Origin of the sequence: Aeromonas sp. QDB31 (assembly GCF_027707605.1) — a bacterium.
GTDB classification, from domain to species: domain Bacteria; phylum Pseudomonadota; class Gammaproteobacteria; order Enterobacterales; family Aeromonadaceae; genus Aeromonas; species Aeromonas media.
In genome coordinates, this window is the sequence record NZ_JAPCIX010000017.1 from 54,439 (window position 1) to 74,321 (window position 19,883).

Here is a 19,883-nt window from a genome sequence, read left to right on the forward strand (position 1 = left end):
GATGGGATTCAAGGCTGGAGTGAGCCGTTTCAAAGAGTACAGATGGTTGCTCAGCAAGGGGATAGGAACCCCGCTGCTGGTGCTCGCCTCTCTCGGCATGGTGGTACTCCCCATACCGCCCCTGATGCTGGATATCCTGTTCTCCTTCAACATCGCCCTCTCCATAGTGGTGCTGCTGGTGGCCGTCTATACCCGTCGGCCGCTGGAGTTTGCCGCCTTCCCCACAGTCCTGCTGATAGCGACCCTGCTGCGGCTAGCGCTCAACGTCGCCTCCACCCGGGTGGTGCTGCTGGAAGGCCACAACGGCAGCGCGGCGGCGGGCCATGTGATCGAGGCCTTCGGCAACGTGGTGATCGGCGGCAACTATGCGGTGGGCATCATCGTCTTCATGATCTTGGTTATCATCAACTTCGTGGTGGTCACCAAGGGTGCGGGCCGGATCTCGGAGGTGAGCGCCCGCTTCACCTTGGATGCCATGCCCGGCAAGCAGATGGCCATAGATGCGGACCTGAACGCCGGCCTCATCAACCAGGAAGAGGCCAAGAAGCGCCGTCAGGACGTGACCCAGGAAGCTGACTTCTACGGCTCCATGGACGGTGCCTCCAAATTCGTGAAGGGGGATGCCATCGCCGGCATCATGATCCTCTTCATCAACATCATCGGCGGCTTCATCATCGGCATGATGCAGCACCAGCTCAGCTTCGGCGAAGCGGCCCAGATCTACACCCTGCTCGCCATCGGTGACGGCCTGGTGGCCCAGATACCCTCACTGCTGCTCTCCATCGCCGCCGCCATCATAGTTACCCGTCAAAATACCGATCAGGACATGGGCACGGCCGTGCTCGGCCAGCTGTTCGAGAATCCCAAGGCGCTGGTGATCTCCGCCGGCATCCTGCTGATGATGGGCAGCGTGCCCGGTATGCCCCACCTGGCCTTCCTGAGCCTGGGAGCGGTGGCAGCGGCCGGAGCCTGGTGGTTGTTGCGTCGGGAGAAACTGAACAAGGCCAGGGTGGCGAGCGGTGAACTCCTGCCGGCCCAGGGCGATGCCCCGCTCGAGCCGAAGGACCTGAGCTGGGACGACGTGATGCCGGTGGACATCATCGGTCTGGAAGTGGGCTATCAGCTCATCCCGCTGGTGGACAAGAACCAAGGGGGCGAGCTGCTCAACCGGATCAAGGGGGTGCGCAAGAAGCTCTCCCAGGAGTTCGGCTTCCTGGTGCCTGCGGTGCACATCCGCGACAACCTGGATCTCGCCCCCAACCAGTACCGCATCACCCTGATGGGGGTGAGCACCGGCGAGGCCACCGTCTATCACGACAAGGAGATGGCCATCAACCCGGGCCAGGTGTTTGGCCAGATCCAGGGCATCGCGACCCAGGATCCCGCGTTCGGGCTGGAGGCGGTCTGGGTCGCCAAGGATCAGGTCTCCCAGGCCCAGACCCTTGGCTATACCGTGGTGGACGCAGCCACCGTAGTGGCCACCCACCTGAGCCAGATCCTCTCCAACCATGCCGCCTTGCTGCTGGGTCACGACGAGGTGCAGCAGTTGCTGGACATGATAGGGAAGCATCAGAGCAAGCTGGTGGAAGGGTTGGTTCCCGAGGTGATCAGCATGGGCAACCTGGTGAAGGTATTGCAAAATCTCCTCAATGAAGGCGTGCCAATTCGCGATATGCGCACTATCCTGCAGACCCTCGTGGAATATGCACCACGCAGTCCGGACCCGGAAGTGCTGACCGCCGCCTGCCGTATCGCCCTGCGCAGGCTGATCGTGCAGGAGATTGCCGGCCCAGAGCCCGAGCTGCCGGTGATCACCCTTTCACCAGAACTGGAACGCATATTGCATCAATCCCTGCAAGCAGGTGGGGGAGATGGCGCCGGTATCGAACCGGGACTGGCGGAGCGGATGCAGCGCTCCCTGGTGGAAGCCACTCAACGACAAGAACTGGAAGGCCAGCCGGCCGTGCTTCTGACATCGGGGATATTGCGCAATACCCTGGCGAAATTTGTCAAGAATGCCATTCCTGGATTACGCGTCCTGTCTTATCAGGAAGTGCCTGATGACAAGCAGATCCGCATCGTCAGTGCGGTGGGACAGGGCTAGTTAGCGGAGATGACGGGTGAAGATTAAGCGGTTTTTTGCCAAAGACATGCGCACGGCGCTGGCCGAGGTCAAGGAGACTCTCGGGCCGGATGCCGTCATCATGTCCAACAAAAAGGTCACCGGTGGGGTGGAGATAGTCGCGGCCGTCGATTATCAGTCCCAGGTGCCTGGACCTAAAGATGCGCCGGTTCGCCGTCAGTTGAACGATGAGAGCGTCAATATCTCGTCTGCGGGCAAGCAGATGACGCGCTCGGCTCCCCCCAAGGAGCAGAACGAATACTATGCCGATACCCTGGCGGCCCTGCTGGCACGCCAGCAGAAGCTCAACCCGGCCAACCCGGCGGGCGGCAATGCCGCCCCGGGGTCATGGTCTGCCAATGGGACGGGCAACGGTAGTCCTGCCGCTGCCTCCTGGCCCGCCAATGGCGGTGCCGGCACCCAGTCCGCCGGACTGGCTGCGGCCTCCAGCGCACCCAGAACCCTGGCCGAACAGGGCCAGTGGGGCGCAGCCCCCGAGCCCACCAAGCCGAAGGCGCGCCCGGCCCCCGGCCCCCGTGCTGCCCAGTCCGCCCCGCGGGATCAGGAGATGGAGGGGATGCGCAAGGAGATGGCCAGCATTCGCAAGCTGCTCGAGCACCAGATCTCCGGTCTGATGTGGCAGGAGGTGGAGCGCCGCGAGCCGATGCGGGCGCTGCTCATCAAGGAACTCAAGAAGATGGGGTTCGACGATGCCTTCGCCGATCAGCTTGCCGGGCTTATCCCGGAAGACATGCCCATCCATCAGGCCATGGCCCAGCTGGCCGAGGTATTGACGGCCCAGCTCAAGATCAGCGAAGACGACATCTTGCGCCAGGGCGGTGCCGTGGCCCTGCTCGGCCCGACCGGGGTGGGCAAGACCACCACCATCGCCAAGCTGGCGGCTCGCTTTGCCATGAAGTATGGCGCCGAGCAGGTGGCCCTCATCACCACGGACAACTACCGGATCGGGGCCCACGAACAACTGCAGACCTATGGTCGCATCATGGGTTGCCCGGTGCGTCAGGTGCGCGATGCCGAGGAGCTCGCCAATGCGCTCTATCAGTTCCGCAACCGCCGGCTGGTGCTCATCGATACCGCCGGGGTAGGACAGCGGGATATCCGTCTGACCGAGCAGCTCGACACCCTGGTCAAGAATGCCAAGGTGCGCATTCGCAGCTACCTGGTCATGTCGGCCACCTCCCAGCGCCGGGTGATGCAGGAGGCGGTGGATCACTTCAGGCGCATTCCGCTCTCCGGGTGCATCCTGACCAAGCTCGACGAGAGCCTGAATCTGGGTGAAGTGATTAACGTATGCATTCAGAACGCCCTGCCCATCAGCTACATCACAGATGGACAGCGGGTGCCGGAAGATATTCAAGTTGCCAATGCGGCGCTGCTGGTTGGCGCGGCCATGGGCTCGCTGGAGCGGGAAACAGAAGACCCTTACTTCTGGGGTTCAGGCTTTGGCGAGGCCGAAGATTCGGAGTTTTATGAGTAACATGTATATGGATCAGGCGAGTGGTCTGCGCAAAATGCGTCAAAACAATCGAGTGAAAGTGATCGCCGTGTCTGGAGGCAAGGGGGGCGTTGGCAAGACCAACGTGACCCTGAACGTGGCGGGAGCCATGGCCGCCCAAGGCAAGCGGGTGTTGGTGCTGGATGCCGACCTTGGTCTGGCCAACGTCGACGTCATGCTGGGGCTGCGGGTGCACCGCAACCTCTCCCATGTGCTGGCGGGGGAGTGCACCATAGACGACATCATCGTCGAGGGGCCCTACGGCATGATGATAGTGCCGGCCACCTCGGGCACCCAGTCCATGGTCGAGCTGTCGCCGGTGCAACATGCCGAGCTCATCCGCGCCTTCAGCGAGATGAAGACCCAGGTAGACGTGCTGCTGGTGGACACGGCGGCGGGGATCTCCGACATGGTGTTGAGCTTCACCCGTGCGGCCCAGGACATCATGGTGGTGGTGTGCGACGAGCCCACCTCCATCACGGATGCCTATGCCCTCATCAAGATCCTCTCCAAGGATCACGGGGTGTTCCGTTTCAAGGTGGTGGCCAACATGGTGCGCTCCCTGCGCGAGGGACAGGAGCTCTTCGCCAAGTTGACCCGGGTCACCGACCGCTTCCTGGACACCTCCCTAGAGCTGGTGGCCTGCGTGCCTTACGACACCAACCTGCGGGCCGCGGTGCGCAAGCAGAAGCTGATCGTCGAGGCGTTCCCCAAGTCGCCCGCCTCCCTGGCATTCCGTGCCTTGGCGAACAAGGCGGCGAGCTGGCCCATCCCGAACCAGCCGGGGGGACACCTCGAATTTTTCCTGGAAAATTTATTGCAAAAGCCGGTCATAGCACAGGAAGACTCCCGTGAATAAAGCCCAAGCATACTTGCGTCATCAGGATTCCTACGTGCTGGTGGAGCGTCACGCTCCCCTGGTCAAGCGGATTGCCCAGCATTTATTGGCTCGCCTGCCAAGCAGTGTCTTGCTGGATGACCTGATCCAGGCAGGTATGATTGGGCTGCTCGAAGCCTCCCGCAACTTTGACGGCAGCAAGGGCGCCAGCTTTGAAACCTATGCCGGCATCCGCATCCGCGGCGCCATGCTCGACGAGATCCGCCGCGGGGATTGGGTGCCCCGCTCGGTGCACCGCAACAGCCGTGCCATCGCAGAGGCGATCGAGAACGTGGAGCAGGCCCATGGCCGGGATGCCAGAGACACCGAGGTAGCCGCCAACATGGGGGTCTCCCTGGGTGAATACCATGCCATGCTGCAGGATGTCTCCTGCGGCAAGATCATCGGCATCGAGGATCTCGGGGTCAGCGAGGATGTGATAGGGCATCCCGATGACGCCAGCAGTCACGGCGGCTTCGACGATCTGGCGGCCGAGCGCTTCCAGGGCGCCCTGGCCGAACACATCGCCCGCCTGCCCGAACGGGAAGCCCTGGTGCTGTCACTGTATTACGACGAAGAGCTGAACTTGCGTGAAATCGGGGAAGTCCTGAGCGTCAGCGAGTCTCGGGTGAGCCAGATCCACAGCCAGGCCATGCACAGGCTGCGGGCCCGTCTGAGAGATTGGAATTTATAAGTGGTTGTACTGGCTACACTGGAACGCAACTCTAAGGCATAATCCGCACCATAAAACCTGCGATCTGCATCATGTAAGTGAGCCGTTTTGGCGGCTATTTAGGAGGGAATTTTGGACAAGAACATGAAAATCCTCATCGTCGACGATTTTTCAACGATGCGCCGGATTATCAAGAACTTGCTGCGTGACCTGGGATATAACAATACCCATGAAGCAGACGATGGCAACACGGCCCTGCCGATGTTGAAAAACGGCGATTATCAATTCGTGGTCACCGACTGGAACATGCCCGGCATGCAGGGCATAGACCTGCTCAAGGCGATCCGTCTCGATGACAAACTCAAGCACCTGCCGGTACTGATGGTGACTGCGGAAGCCAAGCGCGAGCAGATCATCGAAGCCGCCCAGGCCGGGGTCAATGGCTATATCGTCAAGCCGTTCACTGCCGCCACCCTCAAAGAGAAGCTCGACAAGATCTTTGAACGAATCGGCTAAGGAGCGGCAGGGATGAAGGCCAAAACGAGTGCCATGATCTCGCTTGAACAGGCAAGGATGCTGGTTGCCCACCTGGAGCGAGAAGAGTTTGAACAGGCCGATACCATCCTCGCCGATGTGTGCGCCCCCAATGCGGCGGCCCTGTTTGACAAGGTGGGGCAGCTGACCCGTCAGTTACACAACTCACTGCAAGATTTTCGCCTGGATCCCAGGATCCCCGACCTGGCCACCCACGAGATCCCGGATGCCCGGGAGCGTCTCAGCTATGTCATCGACATGACGGACAAGGCGGCCAATCGCACCATGGATGCGGTAGAGGCCAGCCTTCCCATCGCCGATCGGCTCAATGACAACATTCAGCTGGTGATGCCCAATTGGAATGCCTTGATGAGCCGGGATCTTGAACTGGGCCAGTTCAAGGCACTCTGCCATCAACTGAATGATTTTATTAAGGCTTCGGAGACGGATGCCGATAAGTTACGACAACTGCTGACTGAAATCCTGATGGCTCAGGATTTCCAGGACTTGACCGGTCAGATGATCCGCAAGGTGATCAAGCTGGTGCAGGAAGTTGAAACAAAGTTGATAGAGATGCTGACCATGTTTGGTGAGGCCGTCATCGAGAATTCGGCGCGCCGCCTGCCAGCGAGCGGCATCGAGGCAGAAGGCCCCATCATGAACCCGCAGACAAGGTCCGATGTGGTCAATGGTCAAGATGATGTGGACGATCTGCTGTCTAGCCTGGGATTCTAATGGAGTGACGCATGGCCTTCGAAGTTGATGAAGACATACTGCAAGACTTTTTGGTCGAAGCATCAGAAATATTGGAACAGTTGTCTGAACAACTGGTCGACTTGGAAAAGCGGCCCGATGACAAGAATCTGTTGAATGCCATCTTTCGCGGCTTCCATACCGTCAAGGGGGGAGCGGGTTTCCTCTCCCTGACCGAGCTGGTGGACGTCTGCCACGGTGCCGAGAACCTGTTCGACATGCTGCGCAACGGCAAGCGAACCCTCAGTGCCGAGCTGATGGATGTCATTTTGCAGGCCCTTGATGCCATCAACGTCATGTTTGCCCAGGTGCAGAACCGGGAGCCGACCAGCCCGGCCTCTGCCGATCTGCTGCACGATCTGCACGAGTTGTGCAAACCCGAAGGGCAGGAGCAACTGCGTACCGCCAGTGTTGCCGCCCCGCAGCAGCCAGAACCCGAGCCCGAACCCGTCATCGTCGCCGAGAGTGCGCCTGTGGCTGTCAACGGTGGCGGCTCCATCGACGAGATCTCCGCCGACGAATTCGAGCGCCTGCTGGATGAACTGCACGGTGCCGGCAAGGCGCCGACGGTGTCTGCCGCCCCCGTGTTGAGCGGCTCGGGCGATATCACGGACGACGAGTTCGAGGCCTTGCTCGATCAGCTGCACGGCCAGGGCCAGCACGGCGGTGCCCCAGATCTTTCCCCGCTGCAATCGGTACAAAAAGAGGTGGACGAGCTCATCGACGACGACGAGTTCGAACGCCTGCTGGATGAATTACATGGCCGTGGCCAGGCGCCGCAGCACAGCATGGCGGCTGCACCGGCTCCCGAGCCCAAGGCCCCCGCCGCGCCCGTGACCCCGCCCAAGGCGCCGGTCGCGGCCAGCGCCGCCCCCGCCAAACCCGCCCCTGCGCCGGCCAAACCGGCCCCGGCACCCGTCCCTGCCAAGCAGGCTGCCCCCGAGAGCAGTGCGGTGCAAAATGACACCACTGTGCGGGTGGATACCAAGACCCTGGACGTCATCATGAACATGGTGGGGGAACTGGTGCTGGTGCGAAACCGCCTGGTGAGCCTCGGCATCGCCAGCAATGACGAAGAGATGTCCAAGGCGGTGGCCAACCTGGATGTGGTGACCGCTGATCTGCAGGGCGCGGTCATGAAGACCCGCATGCAACCTATCAAGAAAGTCTTCGGCCGCTTCCCCCGCGTTGTGCGCGATCTCGCCCGCACCCTCAAGAAAGAGATCGAGCTGGTGATGGTGGGTGAAGAGACGGATCTCGACAAGAACCTGGTAGAGGCCCTTGCCGATCCCCTGGTTCACCTGGTGCGCAACTCCTGCGACCACGGGGTCGAGATGCCGGACGTGCGGGAGAAGGCGGGCAAGCCCCGTCAGGGTACCATCACCCTGAGCGCCTCCCAGCAGGGTGACCATATCCTGCTCTGCATCGAGGATGACGGTGCCGGCATGGACCCGGAGAAGCTCAAAGCCATCGCCATCAGCCGTGGCGTGCTCGATGCCGACAGCGCGGCGCGCATGAGCGACAACGACGCCTACAACCTGATCTTCGCCCCCGGTTTCTCCACCAAGTCCGAGATCTCCGACATCTCGGGCCGTGGCGTCGGCATGGATGTGGTGAAGACCAGCATCGTCAGCCTCAATGGCTCGGTGCACATCGATTCGACCTGGGGCAAGGGTACCCGCCTCGAGATCAAGGTGCCCTTGACCCTGGCCATACTGCCGACCCTGATGGTGGAAGTGGGTGAACAGACCTTTGCCCTGCCGCTGGGCTGCGTGAACGAAATCTTCCACCTGGATCTGAAGAAGGCCAACGTGGTGGACGGCCAGCTCACCATCATAGTGCGCGACAAGGCGATCCCGCTGTTCTACCTGCACAAGTGGCTGGTCCGTGGTGCCGGCAAGACGGCCCGTCAGGACACAGGCCACGTGGTCATCGTCCAGATCGGCACCCAGCAGGTGGGCTTCGTGGTGGACAACCTCATCGGTCAGGAAGAGGTGGTGATCAAGCCTCTGGACAATCTGCTGCAAGGGACCCCCGGCATGGCCGGCGCCACCATCACCAGCGATGGCGGCATCGCCCTCATCCTGGACGTGCCCAGCCTGCTCAAGGCTTATGCCCGCCGCCACTGAGCGACTGGCTCAAGGAGTTAAAAGAATAACAATGGCAGTCAAGGTATTAGTGGTCGACGATTCGAGTTTCTTCCGTCGCCGGGTCAGTGAGATCATCAATCAGGACCCCCTGATGACGGTGATCGACACGGCCCAGAACGGCCGGGAAGCGGTAGACAAGGCGCTGCAGTTGCGGCCTGACGTCATCACCATGGACATCGAAATGCCGGTGCTAGACGGCATCAGCGCCGTGCGCGAGATCATGGCCAAGTGTCCGACCCCCATATTGATGTTCTCCTCGCTGACCCATGAGGGGGCCAAGGCGACCCTGGATGCACTGGATGCCGGCGCCCTCGATTTTCTGCCCAAGAAGTTCGAAGACATCGCCCGTGACAAGGATGAGGCGGTCAAGCTGCTGCAACAGCGCGTCAGGGAGATTGCTCGCAAGCGCTTCCTGATGGCGGCCACCAGACCCCGGGCGCCGGAGCCCGCGGTGCGTCCCGCCCTCGGTGCTGCCCTGGCACGTCCTCTTGAGCGCCAGCCAGAACCGGTTCGTGCCGCCGCGGCCCCCGCCAGCTTCAAGCGCAGCGGCAAGAGCTATCAGTTGGTGGCCATCGGCACCTCCACCGGCGGTCCGGTGGCGCTGCAGAACGTGCTGACCAAGCTGCCGGGAGATTTCCCCCATCCGATTTTGTTAATCCAGCATATGCCGGCCACCTTCACCGCGGCCTTCGCCGCCCGTCTCAACGGCCTGTGCCAGATCGGGGTCAAGGAGGCAGAGGACGGTGACGTGCTGAGGCCGGGTCACGCCTATCTCGCCCCCGGTGGCAAGCAGATGCTGTTGGAAGGGCGCGGGCCAGGTGCTCGTCTTCGCATCATCGAGGGCAATGACAAGGTCAACTACAAGCCCTGTGTCGACATCACCTTCGCCTCGGCCGCCAAGATCTACGGCGACAAGGTGCTCGCCATCGTGTTGACTGGCATGGGAGCCGATGGCCGGGACGGGGCGCGTCTGCTCAAGGATCAGGGCGCCACCATCTGGGCGCAGGATGAAGCCTCCTGCGTGGTCTACGGCATGCCCCAGGCGGTTGCCAAGGCGGGCATCGCCAGCGAATCCCTGCCGCTGGACAGGGTTGCCCAGCGCATCCTGGTCGAGTTGGGTCGCTGACCATGGGCATGTTCGGCCTGGTGCTGGCGCTGGCTGCCGTGGCCGTCGCCCAGTGGTGGCACGGTGGCAGCCTGCTGACCCTGCTGGATGGCCCTGCCTTCGTCATCGTGGTCGGGGGCACCTGGGGTGCCGTCATCCTGCAGACGCCCCGCAAGTACATGCTGGCCGCCCTCGCCCAAGCCCGCTGGATGCTGTTTCCGCCACAGCGGGATCTGGTGCAACAGGCCGAGCGCCTGCAGGCCTGGGCCCAGTTTGCGCGCCAGCAGGGGTTGCTGGCGCTGGAGAACCAGGCCGAAGAGGAGAGCGATCCCTTCACCCGCCAGGGCCTCACCATGATAGTGGACGGGGTCTCCATCGAGGATATCCGCCGCCTGCTGGAGGCAGACATCGACATCGAACAGGAGCGCAACGAGCACGCTGCCAGGGTGTTCGAGGCCATGGGGGGTTACAGCCCGACGATCGGCATCATAGGGGCCGTGATAGGCCTCATCCAGGCCATGTTTCATCTGGAGGAGCCGGGCACCCTGGGCGCCGGCATCGCCATCGCCTTCGTCGCGACCATCTACGGGGTGGGCTTTGCCAACCTCCTCTATCTGCCGATAGCGAATCGCCTGCGGGCATTCCACTACCACCACGGTCTCTATCAGGAGATGACGCTGGAAGGGTTGCTGGCCATCGCCCACGGGGAGAATGGCCAGCAGGTTGAACGGCGGCTACAGGCGTATCTGAAAGGGGAATAGCCATGCGCAAGCGCTATCGTTTGCACCTGCAAGGGCGAGAACATCTCGATCGCTGGCTGGTCTCCTATGCCGATTACATGACGCTCATCTTCGCCCTCTTCGTGGTGCTCTACTCCGTAGCCATCGTCAACAAGGAGCAGTACCGCGCTGTCATCGAGGGCATGACCCAGGCATTCAACCAGGTACCGCGCAGCGACGGCTTGCTGGAGGGGCAGGGCAACTCCCTGCTCAACAACCCGGTGTCAGCCGCGTCTTCCCTGCTGGAGAGCCAGGCCTCCCCGTCGCCTTCGCTCGCTCCTATCACGGGTACCCCGATCCAGCAAGATGGCACGGCCCTTGCGACGATCGATCTGCAGTTGCAGGAGGCCATGGGCGCCCTGGTGGAGGCCGGCGTGGTCAAGCTGGCGAAGGATGACAACTGGCTGACGGTGGAGCTGAGTTCCGGCCTGCTGTTTCGCAGCGGCAGCGCCTTTCTGGGAAGCAATGCGGCCCCGGTGCTCGATACGCTTTCAGGTATTCTGAAACCGGTCGATAACTATGTCAGGGTGCGGGGTTACACGGATAACCAGCCGATCAACAACGAAATGTTTCGCTCCAACTGGACCCTGTCTGCCGCCCGCGCCGAAGCGGTGCTCGGCGCTTTGGTGGTCAAGGGCATCGCCCCCGAGCGGCTCGCCTACGAGGCCTATGGGGAGTTCTCCCCCTTCGCCGACAACGGCAGCGAGCAGGGGCGGTTACAGAATCGCAAGGTCGTGGTCGCCATCTCCAGATTCGCCTGGGTGCCGGCGTCCCCCGCCAAACCCCTGACGGCGACGCCGGCATCGGCCGCGCCACAGAGCGTCGACAGCGAGAACGTCAGAGTGGTGACGCTGCCCGGTGGTGGCATACGCATAACAACAAGGCAGGATTGATACAGTGATTGTTTGGACGGTTGCCAATCAGAAGGGTGGAGTCGGTAAAACCACCACGGTCGTCTCCCTGGCGGGCATTCTGGCCCAGCGTGGCCAGCGGGTGCTGCTGATCGACACCGATCCCCATGCCTCCCTGACCTCTTATTTTGATTTTGACTCGGACCGGCTGGAGGGCACCCTCTACGAGCTGTTCCAGGCGGCCAAGCCCAGTGCCGAGCTGGTCAACCGGATGACCCTCAAGACCAAGTTCGAGAACATCCACCTGCTGCCTGCCTCCATCACGCTGGCGACCCTGGACAGGGTCATGGGCAACCGGGAAGGCATGGGGCTGGTGCTCAAGCGTGCCCTGCTCAGGGTGCAGGATCAGTATGACTATGTGCTCATCGACTGCCCGCCGGTGCTGGGGGTGATGATGGTCAACGCGCTGGCGGCCTGCGATCGCATCCTGGTGCCGGTGCAGACCGAGTTTTTGGCCTTGAAGGGGCTGGAGCGGATGATGAAGACCTTCGAGATCATGCAGCGATCCAAGCGGGACAAGTTCCGCTATACCGTGATCCCGACCATGTTCGACAAGCGTACCCGGGCGTCGCTGATGACGCTGCAATCCATCAAGGAGCAGTATGGGGAGGCGGTGTGGAATGCGGTCATTCCCATCGACACCAAATTCCGGGATGCCAGCCTGCTGCACATCCCCCCGTCCATCTATGCACCGGGCAGCCGTGGCACCTATGCCTACGAGACCCTGCTCAACCATCTCGATGCGCTGGAGCGTCAACGGACCCAGGAGGTGAAGCCATGAGAGAGACCACCCAGGTTCGGGCCATGGATGACTATTTCCACTCCCTGCTGCTCGATGACGCCCTGCTGCGGGAAGGGCCGGACGACGAGCCGCCGGCCCCTGTGCTGCAGTTGCAGCCTCAGCCTGCCCCCTTGCCCGAGGTGGTTGCGGCGCCCTATCTCGAAACCGACAACCGACTGGCGCAACTGAGCGAACTGCTCGCCCAGGTGAGCCAGGTGCAGGATGAGATGGATGTCCTGAGCCATGAGGAGGTGCATGTCGAGCCTTTCCAGCTCGAGGTCGAGGCAGAGCCCGAGCCAGTCGAGGTGGCCCTGGTGACGCCCGAAGTGATCCCGGTGATCGCCGAGCCCGTCGCCCTGGCACTGGCCGAACCCGTGCTGGCGGCGGAACCTGAGCCTGCCCCTGCGGCCTGGGAAAACCTGGATACCGGCAACGAGTTTCAGGCGCTCTTCTTCGACGTGGCCGGAGTGACCTTCGCGGTACCCCTGACCGAGCTCGGCGGCATTCACCAGCTGGGGGAGGTGACCTCCCTGTTCGGCCAGCCGGGCTGGTACAAGGGGATCATGACCTCCCGGGAGCAGAAGATGAACGTGGTCGACACGGCCCAGTGGGTCATGCCGGGCCAGCATCTGGAGATAGACGAGTACAAATATCTGATTATGCTGGGGGAATCACCCTGGGGACTGGCCTGTCATCAGTTGAAGGGCACCGAACTGCTGCATCGGGATCAGGTGAAGTGGCGCCATCAGGAGGGGAAACGCCCCTGGCTGGCGGGCATGGTCAAGGAGAAGATGTGTGCCCTGCTGCACGTCAGGGAGCTCTTGGTGCTCCTTGGCCGAGGCGTGAACATTGAAGGCCGCTGACAACATCGGCACCGCCATGGTTTTATTGCTAATTTTACCCGTTGACGGGTTCATACAAGGATCAAGAAGATGACAGAGAAGCGCAATATTGCACAGAATCTGGCCGAGGACGAAGTGCTGCAGTGGGTGACCTTCCAGTTGGAAAACGAGACCTATGGCATCAACGTGATGCAGGTCCAGGAGGTGTTGCGCTACACCGAGATCGCCCCGGTACCGGGTGCGCCAGACTATGTGCTGGGCATCATCAACCTGCGTGGCAACGTGGTGACCGTCATCGACACCCGCTCCCGCTTCGGCCTGCCGGCCGGGGATGTGAGCGAGAATTCGCGCATCGTCATCATTGAGGCGGAGAAGCAGGTGATCGGCATCATGGTGGACAGCGTGGCCGAGGTGGTCTATCTGCGCTCCTCCGAGATCGACGCTGCCCCGGCAGTGGGCACCGAGGAGAGCGCCAAGTTCATCCAGGGTGTGAGCAACCGCGACGGTCAGCTGCTGATCCTGGTGGATCTCAACAAGCTGCTCTCCGACGAAGAGTGGGACGATATCGGCTCCCTGTAACGGCGCGTCAAAAAGTGATACAACAGCGGTCCCGGATTTGCCCGCGGCACCTTGACGCCGAGCGGGACCCTGTGATGAGGAAGGTGACAGTTTGATGATTGAATTAGCAGCCTTGGGGTTGTCCTTGTTGGCGCTGGTGCTGGCCCTCTACGGTATTCTGGGTCACCGCCGCCGTCAGCGAGAGTCCGAGGCCAGGATGGAGACGCTGCAGGGGCAACTCGAGAGTCTGCGCAAGCAGATGATGGAGCTGCATACCGGTGCCATCGGCATGGGTCAGCGCCTGCAATCCGCCGAAGGGGCCATGCAGAAGATCCAGGATAGCCAGCAGGAGTTGACCCTGCAGGATCCGGAGCGCCGCCTCTACAGCCGCGCCGCCAAGATGGTGGAGCTTGGCGCCGATCTCGACGAGGTGATGAGCGAATGCGAGTTGCCCCAGGCCGAAGCCGAGTTGCTGATCTCCCTGCGCAAGGGGCGCACCTGACCCCTGCTTCAGATCGAGAGGGGAGGCACTGGCCGCCCCGCTCTTCCCTGCCACCCCTCCCTCTGCCCGTGCCTGGTCACTCCAGTTTCCCCCTGCCACATCTTCTTCTGCCGGTGCGCGATCTCCCCCACAAATCCTGTTGATTATTGGCATCTTTGAAAAGACGCCTCCGGATCCTGTGTTAAGATGCAGGCCGCCTCATTTTCAACGATTACATCCCCATGCTGCTTCAAGCCAACAATCTGAGCTGCGTGCGTGAAGATCGCACCCTGTTTGAACATCTCTCCTTCGCGGTGCGTTCGGGCGATCTGATGCAGATTGAAGGCCCCAACGGGGTGGGCAAGACCAGCCTGCTCCGTCTGCTGACCGGCCTCTCCCAACCCTTCGCGGGGGAGGTGTGCTGGAACGGGGAGAACATCCGCCATTGCCGGGATGAGTACCATGCCAGCCTGCTCTACCTGGGCCATCAGCCCGGCGTCAAGGCGACCCTGACCCCCCTCGAGAACCTCTCCTTCTATCAGAAGCTGCACGGCACGGCCGAGGGCGACGTGGATCTCTGGCAGGTGCTGGCCCAGGTCGGCCTCGCCGGTTTCGAGGATTATCCCGCGGGCCAGCTCTCGGCCGGGCAGCAGCGGCGGGTGGCGCTGGCCAGGCTCTGGCTGTCGGAGCGCCCGGCGCTCTGGATCCTGGACGAGCCCTTTACCGCCATCGACAAGCAGGGGGTCAAGGTGCTGGAGCGGCTGTTCCTGACTCACGCGGATCGCGGCGGCATGGTGGTTCTCACCACCCATCAGGACTTGACCCTGATGCAGGGGCGCCTGAAGACACTGTCGCTGACCTCGTTGTTGCAGGAGTAGCCATGCTGCGCGCCGTAATCCACCTTATTCACCGCGAGTTGCTGATGGCCCTGCGCCAGCGTGCCGACATCTTCAATCCGCTCTGGTTCTTCCTCATCGTCATCACCCTGTTTCCGCTCGGCATCGGGCCCGAGCCCCAGCTGCTGGCCCGCATTGCCCCCGGTATCATCTGGGTGGCGGCCCTGCTGGCTGCCATGCTCTCCCTGGAGCGGCTGTTTCGCGATGATTTCAGCGACGGCGCCCTGGAGCAGATGATGCTGATGCCCCATCCCCTCGGGTTGCTGGCGCTGGCGAAAGTGATCGCTCACTGGTTGCTGACCGGCCTGCCGCTGCTGCTGGTCTCCCCGCTGCTCGCCATCCTGCTCTCCCTGGACATCAGGACCTATCTGGCCGTGGTGGCAACCCTGGCGCTGGGCACCCCGGTGCTGAGCCTGCTCGGGGCGGTCGGGGTGGCACTGACGGCGGGGCTGCGCAAGGGGGGGGTGCTGCTCAGCCTGCTGCTGCTGCCGCTCTATATCCCGGTGCTGATCTTCGCCACCTCCGCCATCGATGCGGCGAGCATGGGGTTGCCCTACGGGGGCCAGCTCGCGATCCTGGGGGCCATGCTGGCGGGGGCCCTGACCCTGACGCCCCTGGCCATCTCGGCGGCACTGCGGGTCAGCGTCAATTGATTGATTATCAAAAAAAGCTTCTTTTGAGGCTGTTTTGTGAAGAATATAATTGAGATAGATCAAGGGGATGGCTGCTTATTGCTTTGGGGGGATATGATGTTTCCCGCCGGTGGGTATGGTAGCCCTCGCCACTTAAAAATTAATAACTGAAAGGTTCCGTGAGCTATGTGGAAATGGTTGCACCCTTATGCCAAACCCGAGCGCGCCTATGGGCTGGCCGGCACCCTGCTGCCCTGGTTTGTCGTGACAAGCCTGCTTGCCTTCATCATAGGCACGGTCTGGGGGCTGGCCTTTGCCCCCGCCGATTATCAGCAGGGAGACTCTTTCAGGATCATCTACATCCACGTGCCTGCCGCCATCCTCTCCATGGGGGCCTACTCAACCATGGCGGTGGCGGCCTTCATCGGGCTGGTGTGGCAACTGCGCATGGCGGACATGACGGTGGCGGCCATCGCCCCGGTGGGCGCCGTGTTCACCTTCATCGCCCTCTTCACCGGCGCCGCTTGGGGCAAGCCCATGTGGGGCACCTGGTGGGTGTGGGATGCGCGCCTCACCTCCGAGCTCATCCTGCTGTTTCTCTATCTTGGCGTTATCGCCCTCTACAACGCCTTCAGCGACAAGGTGGTGGCGGGTCGCGCCGCCGGCATCCTGGCGCTGGTGGGGGTGATCAACCTGCCCATCATTCACTACTCGGTGGAGTGGTGGAACACCCTGCATCAGGGCGCCTCCATCACCAAGTTTGACAAGCCCTCCATCTCCCCCGAGATGCTGTGGCCCTTGCTCATCATGATATTGGCGTTTGCGGCCTTCCTCGGGGCCCTGACCCTGATGCGTTTCAGGAATGAACTCCTGATGCGGGAGTGGCATCGTCCCTGGGTCGCCGACATCGCCAGCCAGGAGAAGTAAGCATGCACTTTGCCTCATTCAGCGACTTCATGGCCATGGGCGGTTACGCCTTCTACGTCTGGCTCTCTTTCGGTCTGACCGCGCTCTGCCTGGTCGGCATCGTCATTTCCACCCGGTTGAAAACCCGCAACCTGCTCGGTGAATTGCGCAACAAGCAGGCCCGCGAGGCCCGTCGCAAGGCGGCCCAGCAGATGGAGAACACCCTATGAACCCGAGACGCAAGAAACGCCTCACCATCATTCTGGCCATCAGCCTGGGCCTCGCCAGCGTGATCGGCCTGGTGCTCTATGCCCTCAGCCAGAACATCGATCTCTTCTATACCCCGAGCGAGCTGGTGGAAGGCAAGGGACCGGACAAGATCAAGCCGGAAGAGGGGCAGCGCCTGCGCATCGGCGGCCTGGTGGTTCCGGGCTCGGTACAGCGCGATCCCCAGAGCCTCAAGGTGTCCTTCAAGCTGGTGGACAACGGTGGCCATCTGGTGACGGTGGAGTTCGATGGCATCCTGCCGGACCTGTTCCGCGAGGGGCAGGGCATCGTCGCCCAGGGCACCCTCAAGGATGCGACCACGGTGGCCGCTTTCGAGGTGCTGGCCAAGCACGACGAGAACTACATGCCGCCGGAAGTGGCCGACGCCACCAATGGTATGCACTTCAAGCCCGAATATACCGAGGCACAGTTGCAAGGGGCCAAGCGATGATCCCGGCAGCCTTGACCCTGTGTTCACCTCGTGTCGCCGCCGAATCGGTATGTCTCATCGTGCAATCGAAAGGAAATAGTCAATGATCCCCGAAGTAGGGCAGTTCTCACCGTCTTATGCCTGTGCACCGGTTCTGGTCGCGGCGCAATTGAAAGGAAGTCAGCCATGATCCCTGAACTGGGGCAATTCGCACTGATCCTGGCCTTTGCCACCGCTCTGCTGCTGGGCAGCTACCCGCTGCTCGGGGCCAAGTGGGGGCGCCTCGGCATGATGTCGGCGGCCCGTCCGCTCGCCTACAGCCAGTTCCTGCTGCTGTTGCTCTCCTTCCTCTGCCTCACCTGGGCCTTCGTCGACAACGACTTCACCGTGCAGTACGTGGCCACCAACTCCAACAGCCTGCTGCCGCTGCAGTACCGCATCTCGGCGGTGTGGGGGGCCCACGAGGGTTCCCTGCTGCTCTGGGTGCTGACCCTGGGGGGCTGGACCGCGGCCGTGGCCCTGTTCAGCCGTCGCCTGCCGCTCGATGCGGTGGCGCGGGTGCTGGGGGTGCTCGGTCTCATCTCGGTGGGCTTTACCGCCTTCGTGCTGTTCACTTCTGACCCCTTCACCCGCACCCTGCCGTACTTCCCGGTGGATGGGCGCGACCTCAACCCCCTGTTGCAGGATCCCGGCCTCATCTTCCACCCCCCTATGCTCTACATGGGTTACGTGGGCTTCTCGGTGGCCTTCGCCTTCGCTATCGCCTCCCTGATGACGGGCAGGCTCGATGCCACCTGGGCGCGCTGGTCCCGTCCCTGGACCATGGCGGCCTGGGTCTTCCTGACCCTGGGAATCGTGCTCGGCTCCTGGTGGGCCTATTACGAGCTTGGCTGGGGCGGCTGGTGGTTCTGGGATCCGGTGGAAAACGCCTCCTTCATGCCCTGGCTGGCGGGCACGGCTCTGCTGCATTCCCTGGCGGTGAGCGAGAAACGCGCCACTTTCAAGGCCTGGACAGTGCTGCTGGCGCTCTCGGCCTTCTCTCTGAGCCTGCTCGGCACCTTCCTGGTGCGCTCCGGCGTGCTGGTGTCGGTCCACGCGTTTGCCTCCGACCCGACCCGCGGCCTTTTCATCCTGGGCTTCCTGCTGGCGGTGATAGGCAGCTCCTTGCTGCTGTTCGCCTTCAAGGGCTCCCAGGTGAAGAGCCACGGCAAGCACGAGCTGTGGAGTCGCGAGACCCTGCTGCTCGGTAACAACATCCTGCTGGTGGCGGGCCTGCTCACCGTGCTGCTCGGCACCTTGTTGCCGCTGGTGCACAAGGAGCTGGGGCTCGGCAGCATCTCCATCGGTACCCCCTTCTTCAACCACATCTACAGCTGGCTCATCATCCCGTTCGCCCTGCTGCTGGGGGTGGGTCCGCTGTTCCGCTGGCGCCGTCAGGAGCTCGGCGAGCTCAAGGGCAAGGTGGTGCTGGCCCTGGGGCTGAGCCTGGTCGCCGCCTTCGGGTTGCCGCAGCTCTTTGCCGGGGAGTTCAAGCCCTGGGCCGCGCTCGGCATCGGTCTGGGTAGCTGGATCATCATCACCAGCATCCAGGAGACCTGGGTGCGAGCCACCCACAAACACAGCTTTGCCACCGGGGTGCGCAAGCTCGGCAACAGCCATTGGGCCATGATCCTGGGCCATGTGGGGCTCGCGGTCAGCATCATCGGCATCGCCTGCACCCAGAACTACAGCATCGAGAAGGACTTGCGGATGCAGGCCGGTGATCGGGTGCACTTCGCCGATTACGAATTCGTGTTTGCCGGGACAGCCGAAAAGAACGGCCCCAACTACGACGGCTTCAAGGGGGTGCTGGAGGTGCACAAGAACGGCAAGCAGGTAGCCCTGCTCAAGCCCGAGAAGCGGATGTACAAGGTGAGTCGCATGCCGATGACGGAAGCCGCCATCGACGCCGGCTTCACCCGGGATCTCTATGCAGCGCTTGGCGAGCAGCTCGACAACGGCGCCTGGGCGGTGCGGATCTACTACAAGCCCTTCGTGCGCTGGATCTGGTTCGGCGGCGTCTTCATGGCCATCGGTGGCGTGCTGGCCATGCTGGACAAGCGCTACCGGTTCGGCCGTCGTGACGAGGAGGCCAAGGCATGAGCAAGAAGACCTGGTTATTTCTGCTGCCCTTCATCATCTTCCTGATGGGTGCCCTGTTCCTGTTCAAGGGGCTCTACTCCGACCCCACCAAGCTGGAATCCGTGATGGTGGACAAGGAGGTGCCCGTGTTCACCCTGCAGGACATCTATGACCTCGACAAGCAGCATGACAGGAGCATCTTCAAGGGGCGTCCCATGCTGCTCAACGTCTGGGCCACTTGGTGTCCGACCTGCTATGGGGAGCACACCTACCTCAAGCAGCTGGCGGGGCAGGGCATTCCCATCGTCGGCATGAACTACAAGGATGAGCGGGACAAGGCCATCAAATGGCTGGCGGAGCTCGGCAATCCCTATGAGGTCAATCTCTACGATCCGGACGGCATGTTGGGGCTGGATCTCGGGGTTTACGGCGCGCCCGAGACCTTCTTCATCGACAGCCAGGGCATCATCCGCTATCGCCACGTGGGGGACGTGAACCCGGAAGTCTGGGCCTCGACCCTCAAACCCATCTTCGATGCCATGAAGTGAG

The 19,883-nt window shown here is 62.2% G+C and carries 21 protein-coding genes; all 21 read left to right on the forward strand.

All coding sequences use genetic code 11. From position 1 onward, the window contains the following. Window position 1: 1 nt before the first annotated feature. The 21 genes from flhA to PG898_RS15920 all read left to right on the forward strand — a co-directional run bounded on the left by flhA (window position 2) and on the right by PG898_RS15920 (window position 19,882). Window positions 2–2,104, forward strand: a complete 2,103-nt coding sequence (gene flhA / locus PG898_RS15820) for a flagellar biosynthesis protein FlhA (RefSeq protein WP_182788213.1) — start codon at window positions 2–4, stop codon at window positions 2,102–2,104. Between the two features lie 16 nt (window positions 2,105–2,120). After that, window positions 2,121–3,620, forward strand: a complete 1,500-nt coding sequence (gene flhF, locus PG898_RS15825; protein ID WP_182788215.1) for a flagellar biosynthesis protein FlhF — start codon at window positions 2,121–2,123, stop codon at window positions 3,618–3,620. Window position 3,621: 1 nt separating this feature from the next. Next, window positions 3,622–4,497 carry a MinD/ParA family protein gene (locus PG898_RS15830; protein ID WP_025326254.1) on the forward strand — a complete coding sequence of 292 codons (876 nt, stop codon included), beginning with the start codon at window positions 3,622–3,624 and terminating at the stop codon, window positions 4,495–4,497. Continuing rightward, complete coding sequence (locus tag PG898_RS15835; protein WP_270824585.1) at window positions 4,490–5,209, forward strand: RNA polymerase sigma factor FliA; 720 nt, start codon at window positions 4,490–4,492, stop codon at window positions 5,207–5,209. The genes PG898_RS15830 and PG898_RS15835 overlap by 8 nt, the downstream gene beginning before the upstream one ends. A 123-nt stretch (window positions 5,210–5,332) precedes the next feature. Then, on the forward strand, window positions 5,333–5,704 hold the full coding sequence (gene cheY, locus PG898_RS15840; RefSeq protein ID WP_425266319.1) for a chemotaxis response regulator CheY: 372 nt from the start codon (window positions 5,333–5,335) through the stop codon (window positions 5,702–5,704). A 12-nt stretch (window positions 5,705–5,716) separates the two neighbouring features. Then, on the forward strand, window positions 5,717–6,457 hold the full coding sequence (locus PG898_RS15845; protein ID WP_270824586.1) for a protein phosphatase CheZ: 741 nt from the start codon (window positions 5,717–5,719) through the stop codon (window positions 6,455–6,457). Window positions 6,458–6,468: 11 nt separating this feature from the next. Beyond that, complete coding sequence (locus PG898_RS15850; RefSeq protein WP_270824587.1) at window positions 6,469–8,604, forward strand: chemotaxis protein CheA; 2,136 nt, start codon at window positions 6,469–6,471, stop codon at window positions 8,602–8,604. Window positions 8,605–8,635: 31 nt separating this feature from the next. Beyond that, window positions 8,636–9,751, forward strand: a complete 1,116-nt coding sequence (locus PG898_RS15855; RefSeq protein ID WP_042648461.1) for a protein-glutamate methylesterase/protein-glutamine glutaminase — start codon at window positions 8,636–8,638, stop codon at window positions 9,749–9,751. A gap of 2 nt (window positions 9,752–9,753) precedes the next feature. Continuing rightward, the gene (locus PG898_RS15860) at window positions 9,754–10,491 is read left to right on the forward strand and encodes a flagellar motor protein (RefSeq protein WP_270824588.1); all 738 of its coding nucleotides are present in this window, start codon (window positions 9,754–9,756) and stop codon (window positions 10,489–10,491) included. 2 nt (window positions 10,492–10,493) lie between these two features. Beyond that, window positions 10,494–11,402: a flagellar motor protein MotB gene (locus PG898_RS15865; RefSeq protein WP_043129049.1), complete on the forward strand. Its 909-nt coding sequence runs from the start codon at window positions 10,494–10,496 to the stop codon at window positions 11,400–11,402. A 4-nt stretch (window positions 11,403–11,406) separates the two neighbouring features. Next, window positions 11,407–12,201, forward strand: a complete 795-nt coding sequence (locus PG898_RS15870; protein WP_042648458.1) for a ParA family protein — start codon at window positions 11,407–11,409, stop codon at window positions 12,199–12,201. After that, window positions 12,198–13,064: a chemotaxis protein CheW gene (locus tag PG898_RS15875; protein ID WP_043129051.1), complete on the forward strand. Its 867-nt coding sequence runs from the start codon at window positions 12,198–12,200 to the stop codon at window positions 13,062–13,064. The genes PG898_RS15870 and PG898_RS15875 overlap by 4 nt, the downstream gene beginning before the upstream one ends. Window positions 13,065–13,133: 69 nt before the next feature. Then, window positions 13,134–13,622: a chemotaxis protein CheW gene (locus PG898_RS15880; protein ID WP_005333026.1), complete on the forward strand. Its 489-nt coding sequence runs from the start codon at window positions 13,134–13,136 to the stop codon at window positions 13,620–13,622. Window positions 13,623–13,716: 94 nt separating this feature from the next. Further along, window positions 13,717–14,103 (forward strand): DUF2802 domain-containing protein, encoded by a 387-nt coding sequence (locus tag PG898_RS15885; RefSeq protein WP_042648456.1) that lies wholly within the window; start codon window positions 13,717–13,719, stop codon window positions 14,101–14,103. A gap of 221 nt (window positions 14,104–14,324) precedes the next feature. Next, window positions 14,325–14,960: a cytochrome c biogenesis heme-transporting ATPase CcmA gene (ccmA, locus tag PG898_RS15890; protein WP_042648455.1), complete on the forward strand. Its 636-nt coding sequence runs from the start codon at window positions 14,325–14,327 to the stop codon at window positions 14,958–14,960. A gap of 2 nt (window positions 14,961–14,962) precedes the next feature. Further along, a complete protein-coding gene (gene ccmB, locus PG898_RS15895; RefSeq protein ID WP_043129052.1) occupies window positions 14,963–15,631 on the forward strand; it encodes a heme exporter protein CcmB in 669 nt (222 codons plus the stop codon). A gap of 165 nt (window positions 15,632–15,796) precedes the next feature. Continuing rightward, on the forward strand, window positions 15,797–16,537 hold the full coding sequence (locus PG898_RS15900) for a heme ABC transporter permease (RefSeq protein ID WP_005333032.1): 741 nt from the start codon (window positions 15,797–15,799) through the stop codon (window positions 16,535–16,537). Between the two features lie 2 nt (window positions 16,538–16,539). Next, window positions 16,540–16,746 carry a heme exporter protein CcmD gene (ccmD, locus tag PG898_RS15905; protein WP_025326268.1) on the forward strand — a complete coding sequence of 69 codons (207 nt, stop codon included), beginning with the start codon at window positions 16,540–16,542 and terminating at the stop codon, window positions 16,744–16,746. Continuing rightward, the gene (gene ccmE / locus PG898_RS15910; protein WP_270824589.1) at window positions 16,743–17,234 is read left to right on the forward strand and encodes a cytochrome c maturation protein CcmE; all 492 of its coding nucleotides are present in this window, start codon (window positions 16,743–16,745) and stop codon (window positions 17,232–17,234) included. Before ccmD ends, ccmE begins: the two co-directional genes overlap by 4 nt. 165 nt (window positions 17,235–17,399) lie before the next feature. Next, window positions 17,400–19,355, forward strand: a complete 1,956-nt coding sequence (locus PG898_RS15915; RefSeq protein ID WP_042648585.1) for a heme lyase CcmF/NrfE family subunit — start codon at window positions 17,400–17,402, stop codon at window positions 19,353–19,355. After that, window positions 19,352–19,882, forward strand: a complete 531-nt coding sequence (locus tag PG898_RS15920; RefSeq protein ID WP_043129055.1) for a DsbE family thiol:disulfide interchange protein — start codon at window positions 19,352–19,354, stop codon at window positions 19,880–19,882. The genes PG898_RS15915 and PG898_RS15920 overlap by 4 nt, the downstream gene beginning before the upstream one ends. Window position 19,883 lies beyond the last annotated feature (1 nt).